Origin of the sequence: Geminisphaera colitermitum TAV2, assembly GCF_000171235.2 — a bacterium.
Taxonomy (GTDB): domain Bacteria; phylum Verrucomicrobiota; class Verrucomicrobiia; order Opitutales; family Opitutaceae; genus Geminisphaera; species Geminisphaera colitermitum.
In genome coordinates this window covers 1-7,408 of the sequence record NZ_ABEA03000136.1, presented here as the reverse complement: position 1 = coordinate 7,408, position 7,408 = coordinate 1, and the positions used below count along the sequence as shown (strand labels likewise).

Here is a 7,408-nt window from a genome sequence, read left to right as displayed (position 1 = left end):
TCGCCCGTCAGCACTTCCACCGTCAGCCCCATCGCCCGCAACTCGCCCAAAGTCTCCCGCAACCCCTCGCGCCACGTTTCGCCCAACGCGATCACCGCCGCCAGTTCCCCGTCCACCGACACGCAAACCCGCTTCCCCCCCCCCCCGCATCCTCCGCCCCACCGCAGACAAACGCCCGCTCCCCCACCCGAACCTCGCACACATCGACGCCATCCCCAGCCGACGAAGCGCAGCTTCGCCCCACTAAATGTTCAACGTTCAACGTTAAATGTTCAGCGTTCAACGCCTGCCTTGCCGCCACCGTCGCCACCACCCCCTGCCCCGGCACCACCCGGACGGATTGAAATTCCGCATTCCGCATTCCACACTCCGCATTTGCCAGCGCCCGCGCCACCGGATGCGCCACGCCCGCCTCCGCTGCCGCCACCACCCCGCGCAGCCACGCCTCGCGCTCCGCCCCGCGCCACGCCTCTGCGAACTCCCACCCCAGCACACGCACCCGCGACTCCGACAAGGTCCCCGTCTTGTCAAACGCCACCACATCCACCCGCGACAACGCATCCAGAAAATCCCCGCTTCGCGCCACCACGCCCAACGACGCCAGCCGCGCCAGTCCCCCCCACACCGCCACCGGCGTTGCCAGCCCCATCGCGCACGGACACGCCACCAGCAACACCGCCATTGCATTGAACAACGCCCGGTCCCACACCGCCCCCAGTATCCAAAACCACACGACAAACGTCCCCGCGCTCACCCCCGCTACCAAAGGCAAAAACCACGCCATCAACCGGTCTGCCTGTTGTTGCCAGCGCGACGGCGCCAGCCTCGCCTGCTCCACCGCCGCCAGAATCCGGTCGATCCGCCGCTCCCCCACCCCGTCCGACGCAGGACGAATCACCAGCCGTCCGTCCACCGAATGCGTCCCCGCCAGCACCCGGTCGCCCACCCCGCGTGATGCCGGCTGCCACTCGCCCGTCATCGACGTTTCCTGCACATACCCCCCCCCCTCCACGATGACCCCGTCCACGCAAATCTCCCCGCCCGGCGCCACCACCACGCGATCCTCCGCCGTCACCTCAGCCACCGGCACGTCCCTCTCCGTCTGTAGTCCCTTTTTAATTACAATGCAGCGATCATACCGTCGCCTCATCAAGGCCACCCCGCGCAACGCCGCCACACGACTGCGCGCCCCCAACATTTTTCCTGCCGTGTGTACCACGATCAAAATCGCCACCACCTCATAATATACCGCCCCCGTCCCCGTGAACGAACTCACCAGCGACCCCGCCAGCGCGCCCAACAACGTCAGCAAAAACAACAAATCGATACTCACCCGCCGCCCCCTCACCGCCTCCCAAGCCGACCGCATCAAATCCCCTCCCAAGAACCCCAGCACCAGCAACGCACTCGCCATCAACCCGCCATGCACCACCCAATACTCCCCCCCCCCCCCCCCCCCGCTGGCGTGATATTCAATCCCAGGCTGAACACCATTGCTTGTCCCGCCACTGCCAGCCCGATCCCGATCCGCAACCACGCCCGGTCCACCAACCGCTGATCCGCCTGCAACCCCGGCTCCGCCCCGTCGCCATTATCAATGCTGATATAATTAGGATTACCTGCCATTGCTCTCACCAAGCTCTCAATCGCCCGACTCTCAACGCCCAAGTTCAAAAACACTGGTTCTTCGACAAGTTGAGTGGGTGAAAGCATCGAAGGCCCAAGCTTAATTTTTGAACATTGAGCCCCCTGCCTTTGCTGTTGAACATTCGCCTTACCAGACAGCCACATGCCAACGCCCGACCCACAACCATCCACCTCAAGCACATCCTCCCGCCAGCCCTCCCGCCCCGCCCCCCCCGATTCCCTCGACGCCTTCATCCAATCGCTGCCCAAGACCGAAACCCACCTCCACCTCGAAGGCGCGCTACCCTACGAACTCCTTCACCAGTGGGACCCCGCCCGCTTCCCCGCCCGACCCGCCTTTCTCTCCCCCGCGCACCGCTTCCCTGACTTCCCCTCGTTCGACGCCCTCCTCCTCGGCCACGCCGTCCCCTGGTTCACCTCCGCGCAACGCTACCACGACGCCGCCCGCGCCGTCTTCGCCCGACACCTCTCGCAAAACGTCCGCTACGTCGAAATCAGTTTTCACCTCCCCATCATCGGCTTCATCCACACCCCCGGACGTGAAATTCTCTCCGCCATCCGCTCCGCCGTCCCCGCCGGACTCGAAGTGCGCATCTTCGCCGGCATGCTCCGTGACAGCTACGACGGCCCCCTGCGCTCCGTCATCGACGACCTCGAAAACTGGGACGGCCTCGCCGGCGTGGACCTCCACGGCAACGAAGCCGCGCCCACCCAAGCCTGGACGGCTCCCGTGTGGCAACGCCTGCGCGCCGCAGGCAAAATCACCAAAAGCCACGCCGGCGAATTTGACGGCCCCGACCGCGTGCGCGAAGCCATCGAACAACTCGGAGTCACCCGTATCCAGCACGGCGTGCGCGCCATCGAAGACCCCGCCGTCGTCGCCCTCGCCGCCGAACGCGGAGTGACCTTTGACACCTGCCCGATCAGCAACGTCAAACTCGGCGTCGCCCCCTCGCTTGCCACCCATCCCCTCGCCCGCCTCCTGCGCGCCGGCGTGCGCTGCACCCTCAGCACCGACGACCCGCTCCTCTTCGGCAACACCCTCAACGGCGAATACGCCGCCCTCGCCACCGAGGCCGGATTCACCCGCGCCACCCTCGCGCAACTCGCCTGCAACGGCTGGGATGTCGCCGACATCCCCCACGCCACGCGCACCGCCATGCAGTCCGCCATCGCAACACTCGCTTCTGCCTGACCATGGCCCGGCCCGACACCCAAACGCAGTTCGCCATCGATGCGCTGATGAAACGCATCCACCACGGCGACCACGGCGCCACCCGGCTCCCCGGCGAACGCCAACTCGCCGCTGAACTCGGACTCAGCCGCCAGACCGTGCGCCGCGCCATCCGCCACCTCACCGACCAAGGCACCATCGCCCGCGACGCGACCGGACGCCTCCGTATCGCCTCTCCCGATACACACGACGGCGACGCCCGCGGCGGCACCACGACCACCCGGCAGCGCATCATCGTCTGCCTGCGACCGCCCAGCTCCTCGTTCGAGGTGGAACGCTGGCGCACCGACATTGAAAAAGCCGTCGCCAGTCGCGGTGCCGTCACACGCTCCATCATCTACGAACACGCCAGCGACACCGCCATCAGCACCGCGCTCAAAGGCGGTTATGACGGCGTGTTTTTTCATCCCCGCAGTCGCATGCAACCCTGGTTGATGAAGCAACTCCGTGAAGCCCCCGCCCGTGTTGTCGTCGTCGATCACGACGCCAGCCCGCAAGGGCTGCGCTCCGTCGCCGTGTTTCCCGACGCCGCCGAGCGCAAACTCCTCGAACACCTCGTCACCCTCGGCCACCGTCGCATCGACTGCTTCAACGTCCACGGCCACAACTCCGTCATCGAAGCCCGTATCGGCCAATGGCGACGTTTCCTCGACCAGCACGGTCTTGACGGCGAACTCTACTCCACCGAGACCGCCGGCATCGAAGCCGCGCGCGACGAACTCACCGCCCTCCTCCGCTCTGGCCGGCGTCCTGGCACCGCGCTCCTCTGCACCACGCTTTACGCCGCCATGGGCGGCATGCGTGCCCTGCACGAAGCGGGCCTCCGCATCGGTCGCGACATCTCCCTTTGCGTCATCAACGACGAAGGCCTCGGCCCCTTTCTCATCCCCTCGCTCACCTGCCTGCAATCCCCCTCGCGTGTTCCCTATCTGCGCAAAGCCGTTGACTGGATGCTGGGTCGTGCCGACTGGCCCCTCCCCTCACTCGAACAACCCAAAACCGCCCCTCTCTTCATCGGCGAATCCACCGGACCAGCGCCCGCCTGAAGACGCGCTTCGCTATTTCGGGAAAAACGTATCCGTATCCTTCCACGGCCACTGATTGCGGTCGCAAACACCGCGAGCCTCCACATGCCAGTCCGCGAACAAAAAAATCGCCTTGTCACGAAAATTTGGAGACGGGCCGAAGTTGTCTACTCCACCGACGTAACCATATTCCTTCGCCTTGGGCGGCGGTCCGCCTTTCGACAACCGCAACCCACCGCCTACCGAGCCATCTGATGTCGCCAGCACGGGGAATTGTCCGGGATTGCTCAACGACGCCAATGACACCGGAGCCGACTCCCCGCCATTTTCATCAACTACTTTTTCCAGAGTCTTGTTGTATCCAAACATGCCCTTCCCATCCGTATATTGCGACTGCGTTGGACAGCGGAATATCGGCTGTTTTGACAACGTTGATGCAAGCGTTTTCCCCAGGTCAACGTAAGGAGCGATCAGGATATACCAGCGCTTCGTTCCCTCGTCCTCCGGTTGCAACAGGCGGTCCCTGTTTTCGTTGGCATACAATTGGAACGCCACGCCCAGTTGCCGCTCCCGGCTGATGCAAGTCGCCTGCTGCGCCCGCAACCGCACAGGCCCCAGCGTGGCGAATATCAGTCCGGCCAGAATGCCGATGATGGCGATTACCGTCAGCAACTCGATCAACGTGAAACCATGCGGACTGCCTCTCTCCTTCGCCCGGGGTGAGGTGGCGCGCGTCAAAAATACATGCGGTAAACCAAGCATGACGCGACTCTGGACATTTGCTTGCGGGCTGCAACATGCCCGCCATTTTACTTGGTGAATGAAAATCACCCCGCGCGTCACCATGCGGCAAATTGCCCTCAAGGCGGGCGTGTCGCACTCGACCGTTTCCCTGTCCCTCAACGGCAGTCCGGCCATCACCACCGCAACCCGTGAACGCATCACGGCGCTGGCTCGAGAAATGGGCTACGAGCCCGACCCCATGCTCGCTGCGCTCAACGTTTACCGGCAGCAAAAGAAAGGTTCCGGCTACCGTGCCACCTTTGCCTGGCTTAATAACTTCCGGAATCGCGGCATCCTGCGCAGCAACCCCGATTTCGACCTCTACTGGCAGGGCGCATGCGAACAAGCCAGACAAGCCGGTTACAACATGGAGGAACTGTGGCTTCAGGAGTCCGGCATGACCATTAACCGTCTCAACCGCATCCTCAAAAGCCGACAAATCCAAGGTCTGCTCGTCCCTCCCCTGCCCCAAGCGCACAACCTCGAACCACTCCCTTGGGAAAACTACTCGGTCGTCGCCTTCGGCTACTCACACACGCCGGTGTTTCACCTCGTCACCAACGCTCAGTTTCGATGCGCACGCCTGGCCGTCCAACGCCTGCACGCCATGGGGCACCGCAACATCGGCATGTTTTCCTGGCCGGATTTTGAAGAACGCACCGATTACAACTACTCCGGCGGCTACACCAGTGAATGCACCCGCCTCGGTATCCGCCCTCGTATCTGCCACGTGGACGACACACCCAACGAAGAAGGCGGACTCAACAAAACTCTCCTTCGACGCTGGGCTCAACAAGTGCGCGACTGGCTCGGAAAAAACAAACTGCACGCGATGATCATGCCCGACCCCACCATCACCATCGGACTCGAAGAAACCGGCCTGCGCCTCTGCGACGAGATGGCAGTCGCGGTCGTGTCGTATTACCAAAAACATCCGCGGTTCGGTGGCGTTGACCAGAACGCGCGAGGCATTGGCGCCGCCGCTGTCAACCAGCTCATCGGCATGATCCAGCGCAACGAAAAAGGCTACCCCGAATATCCCCTGCGCATTCATGTGGAAGGCTTTTGGGTGGACGGCCCCTCCTTGCATCGGAATCCGTAAAACGGATACGACGATACTCGGAAACATGGATACACGAAAAGGCGGCAGGCGACCATCGTTCACCAAGTAAAACGGCGAAAGCCTTGTCCCCCCCCCGCCCCCCCTGTGACTGTGCGGACAACCCGTATGTCCAACACCCGTTCGCCAGACGCCAGCCCCCGTTCGGTCACCCGCCCTGAAGACCGCGTTTCGCTCCGCGAAAAAATCGGAATCGGTTGCGGACGCGTCGCCGCCGATGGGACAGCCGGCACGATCCACACGCTGGTCAATCAGGTTTACAACATGACCTTTGGCGTGAATCCCGCCCTTCTCAGCACGGCGGTTTTCATCCAACGACTTTGGGACGCGATTCTCGATCCGCTCTTCGGTCAGTTCTCCGACAATTTCCGTTCTCCGTGGGGACGCCGCCTGCCGCTCCTCGCCGCCGCCGCTGCGCCACTCGCCCTTTTTTTTGGGCTCATCTGGTGGTTTCCCACCGGACTCGGCTCGACCGGCTTGTTTCTGTTTCTCGTCGGCACATCGCTCGTGTTTTACACCTTTCACTCGCTGTATGCCATGCCGCTCAACGGCCTCTTGATTGAGGCCACCGGCGACTACCACGAACGGACACAGGTTGCCATGGTCGCGGTGGTCTTTGCCCTCGGTTTCCAGATTTTCGGGCAATGGGTGTTCCCTCTCATGCAGCTCAGCGTTTTCGATTCCCCCACATCCGGTATTCGCTGGGTCGCTACAAGCTGCGCCATTCTCTTCCTCGGATTCGCACTGGCCCCCGTCTTTTTGTGTCGGGAAAAAAACTACAAACACGTTGCCGCCACCCAGAGAAAAATCCCCCTCCGCGAAGGGCTGCGGCACGCCCGGCGCAACCCGCAACTGATGCGCCTCATCGCCGCGCGCTTCATTTCCACCTTCACCTATAACATCGTCGGCATGTTCGGCATCTACATGAACACCTACTACGTGTTTGGCGGAGACTTGAAGGCCGCCGCACCCGTTTACGGCGTGCTCGGCTCCACTTACATGATTTCCGGCGCGCTCTGTTCACTCCTTGTTTATCCCGCCCTTGCCCGCCGCCTCGGCAAGAAACTCACTTTCCAACTTGCCGCTGGCGTTCTCGTTTTGGGCTGCCTCTCCAAACTCGTCGTTTATCACCCCGGGCATCCCTGGCTCCAACTCATCGTCCTTGCAGCGAACGGCATCTCGGGCGCCGGCTTGACGCTGATGACAACCTCCATGCTTGGCGACATCGCTGACTACAACGAATACCTCACCGGTCAGCGCAACGAAGCATTCCTCGCTGCCGTCTTCGCCTGGTTCGACAAAGTTGGCAACTCAACCGGCACCCTGATTGGCGGCTTCGCCCTGCTCTGGATCGGCTTCGACGCCACCCTCGGCGGCCAGCCGCAACAAACCCTCCAGTGGATGAAATACAGCTACTGTTTCATGCCACTGATCGGCGCCGTGGTCGCGCTCTGCGTGATGCGAACCTACACGCTCGACGAATCCCGCGTCGCAGAAATCCGACGTGCCTTGGACGAACGTCATGCTTCCCCCCCTCCCCCCCCCCCATTCCCGAAGTGAACGCCTGAAAATTTTCACGCCATGACAACCATGCCCGCC

7 protein-coding genes and 2 pseudogenes are annotated in these 7,408 nt (G+C 62.7%); 7 read left to right on the top strand and 2 right to left on the bottom strand.

Features of this window, described 5'->3' with window-relative positions:
• Positions 1 to 344: pseudogene (locus OBACDRAFT_RS29965) on the top strand (hypothetical protein); the annotation flags it as partial.
• Between the two features lie 206 nt (positions 345 to 550).
• Here the strand turns inward: OBACDRAFT_RS29965 and OBACDRAFT_RS29960 are convergent.
• Positions 551 to 1,150 (bottom strand): annotated as a pseudogene (locus OBACDRAFT_RS29960) (P-type ATPase actuator domain-containing protein); the annotation flags it as partial.
• 112 nt (positions 1,151 to 1,262) lie between these two features.
• On the opposite strand from OBACDRAFT_RS29960, the gene OBACDRAFT_RS29955 reads away from it, so the two are divergent.
• The 4 genes from OBACDRAFT_RS29955 (at position 1,263) to OBACDRAFT_RS16215 (ending at position 3,927) form a co-directional block, all read left to right on the top strand.
• On the top strand, positions 1,263 to 1,469 hold the full coding sequence (locus OBACDRAFT_RS29955) for a hypothetical protein (RefSeq protein ID WP_043587424.1): 207 nt from the start codon (positions 1,263 to 1,265) through the stop codon (positions 1,467 to 1,469).
• A complete protein-coding gene (locus OBACDRAFT_RS30820; protein ID WP_269799077.1) occupies positions 1,424 to 1,558 on the top strand; it encodes a hypothetical protein in 135 nt (44 codons plus the stop codon). The genes OBACDRAFT_RS29955 and OBACDRAFT_RS30820 overlap by 46 nt, the downstream gene beginning before the upstream one ends.
• Before the next feature lie 231 nt (positions 1,559 to 1,789).
• Positions 1,790 to 2,842 carry an adenosine deaminase family protein gene (locus tag OBACDRAFT_RS16220; protein ID WP_081722120.1) on the top strand — a complete coding sequence of 351 codons (1,053 nt, stop codon included), beginning with the start codon at positions 1,790 to 1,792 and terminating at the stop codon, positions 2,840 to 2,842.
• A gap of 2 nt (positions 2,843 to 2,844) precedes the next feature.
• Positions 2,845 to 3,927 (top strand): substrate-binding domain-containing protein, encoded by a 1,083-nt coding sequence (locus OBACDRAFT_RS16215; protein WP_043587422.1) that lies wholly within the window; start codon positions 2,845 to 2,847, stop codon positions 3,925 to 3,927.
• Positions 3,928 to 3,939: 12 nt separating this feature from the next.
• Here OBACDRAFT_RS16215 and OBACDRAFT_RS25615 read toward each other — a convergent pair whose 3' ends face one another.
• Complete coding sequence (locus OBACDRAFT_RS25615) at positions 3,940 to 4,752, bottom strand: type II secretion system protein (RefSeq protein WP_052362135.1); 813 nt, start codon at positions 4,750 to 4,752, stop codon at positions 3,940 to 3,942.
• On the opposite strand from OBACDRAFT_RS25615, the gene OBACDRAFT_RS16205 reads away from it, so the two are divergent.
• Both OBACDRAFT_RS16205 and OBACDRAFT_RS16200 read left to right on the top strand, forming a co-directional pair.
• The gene (locus OBACDRAFT_RS16205) at positions 4,727 to 5,791 is read left to right on the top strand and encodes a LacI family DNA-binding transcriptional regulator (protein ID WP_043587420.1); all 1,065 of its coding nucleotides are present in this window, start codon (positions 4,727 to 4,729) and stop codon (positions 5,789 to 5,791) included. The two genes, OBACDRAFT_RS25615 and OBACDRAFT_RS16205, sit on opposite strands and share 26 nt — an antisense overlap.
• 126 nt (positions 5,792 to 5,917) lie before the next feature.
• A complete protein-coding gene (locus OBACDRAFT_RS16200) occupies positions 5,918 to 7,369 on the top strand; it encodes an MFS transporter (protein WP_043587418.1) in 1,452 nt (483 codons plus the stop codon).
• Positions 7,370 to 7,408: the final 39 nt, after the last annotated feature.